1 protein-coding gene and 1 pseudogene are annotated in these 1,714 nt (G+C 56.9%); one reads left to right on the forward strand and one right to left on the reverse strand.

All coding sequences use genetic code 11. The features are described from left to right. Positions 1-9: 9 nt before the first annotated feature. A pseudogene (locus ACIP1U_RS32555) lies at positions 10-1,258 on the reverse strand (ISL3 family transposase). On the opposite strand from ACIP1U_RS32555, the gene ACIP1U_RS32560 reads away from it, so the two are divergent. Continuing rightward, positions 1,257-1,688, forward strand: a complete 432-nt coding sequence (locus ACIP1U_RS32560; RefSeq protein ID WP_400324059.1) for a hypothetical protein — start codon at positions 1,257-1,259, stop codon at positions 1,686-1,688. The pseudogene ACIP1U_RS32555 and the gene ACIP1U_RS32560 sit on opposite strands and share 2 nt — an antisense overlap. Positions 1,689-1,714: the final 26 nt, after the last annotated feature.

Below are 1,714 nucleotides of genomic sequence, written 5' to 3' on the forward strand. Positions count from 1 at the left end.
TTTGGTTCGTCAGGAAAATGTGTGGGTTGACGAAGGCTCAGGAAGATTGCCAAGTGCATGATATAGCGCGATTTCCGTCGCCCTGAAGGTTCGGAATCCGTACGATTTTCTCATGGTGACTTTGGCCTTATTGTTCAGACCCTCGACGACGCCGCTGGAGAACTGCTTGCGCGCACGGAAGTAGTTGAGGATCAGCTCACGGTGGGCACGCACGGTGCGGGCGAACTTCTTCATCGGCTCGATGCGCGAGCGCATCACCTGCGTGCACCACTGGTCGAGGAATTTCCCGGCCCAGTCCGGTGAGATGTAATCCCAGAGCTGCTGGAATTCCTCTTTGAGCAGCCAGGCGCGTACGGTGCGCAGGTTGTACTGCAACAAGTCACGCATGCGCAGTCGCTGTTTGTCGGTCAGGTTTTCTGGACGTTTGAGCAGGCACCAGCGGGACTTCTTGAGCACCGGCTCGTATCCATCGCGGACCATGCGGCGGGATTCGTCAGCGCGGACCTCATCGATGGCTTTATTCATCTTCGCAACGATGTGGAAGCGGTCCAGGATATTCAGCGCATTGGGGGCAATGCAGCGCTATCATCTCAAGGTAGGGCTTCCACATGTCCGAGCAGACGAACTCAATCTTCTCACATACCTGTTTTCCGATCATGGCAAAGAACTTCGCGAAGCTTTCTTTCGTGCGCTCCTGCCCCACCCATAGCAGACGCGTGCAGCCAGCCTCGATCTGGTAGACCAGTGTGAGGTACTTGTGTCCACGACCATACTGGATCTCGTCGACACCAAAGGCACGGATCGTACCGAGTTCGCGATGGGCCAGGCCCCAGTCCACCACCCACTCCACTGCGTTGAAGACTTTCTCCCAACTGGTGCGGAAGCTTTGTGCCGTCTCCTTCCACGACAGCTTGCGTGCCCACTGCGCCAGGAAGATCATGTAAGCACGGGTAAGCGTGTGCTTGCCGTTGGCCCACGGCAGGGCTTCGACCTTCACGCCACAGTCACCACAACTGACGCGCCGCATGGTATAGAGCAGGAATACTGCAAAACCCCAGACGGGAATAAACTCGAAGCGGCGCTCCGTGAGTGAGTCGTAACCCCGCGCAGGCTGGTTGCAGCACGAGCAGACCGGCTTCGAACCCTTGCGCGGCCGAACGTCGATCTCGATGGACTGGGTTGCCTCGCACAGCCGCGCACCTTCATATACAAAGCCCGGAAAGTGATGACAGGCGTTAAGCAGACGAGTCAGCAACATGGTTAGCAAGCTCGGAACCGGCAAGGGCAAAGCTGCCATTGTCACCGAACAGCAAACGCTCACCCAGTACATTCCAGACCTGCATAACTGGCCGGCTTCGTGGCGAGTCGATGACGAAGATATCTCGACTGGAGAGGAAATCGTAGCAATACTCACGCCTTTCCTTGAGCATCTTCCAACCTTGGGATACGCACGCAAGACATTGCTTCGGCACCGCGATCACATCTGGATGCTCGGCGGCGAAATGATCCGACGACGCCATGAAGATCCCGATCTCCTTACCCTCCCTGTTGCAACCCTCCTGGACAAGCTCATCGAGGAAGACGGCGGGCCTCTCATCTGGCCAGCCATCTCCGAGTCCGCACAAAATTCCTTTGATGCGACCTGTCGCAAGCTCTATCAGTACCTGAATCGGGATTCACTCGGCTAGCCGCGCATCCGCTTTCACCCACAGAT

This window comes from Cupriavidus sp. NPDC089707 (assembly GCF_044748965.1).
GTDB lineage: Bacteria > Pseudomonadota > Gammaproteobacteria > Burkholderiales > Burkholderiaceae > Cupriavidus.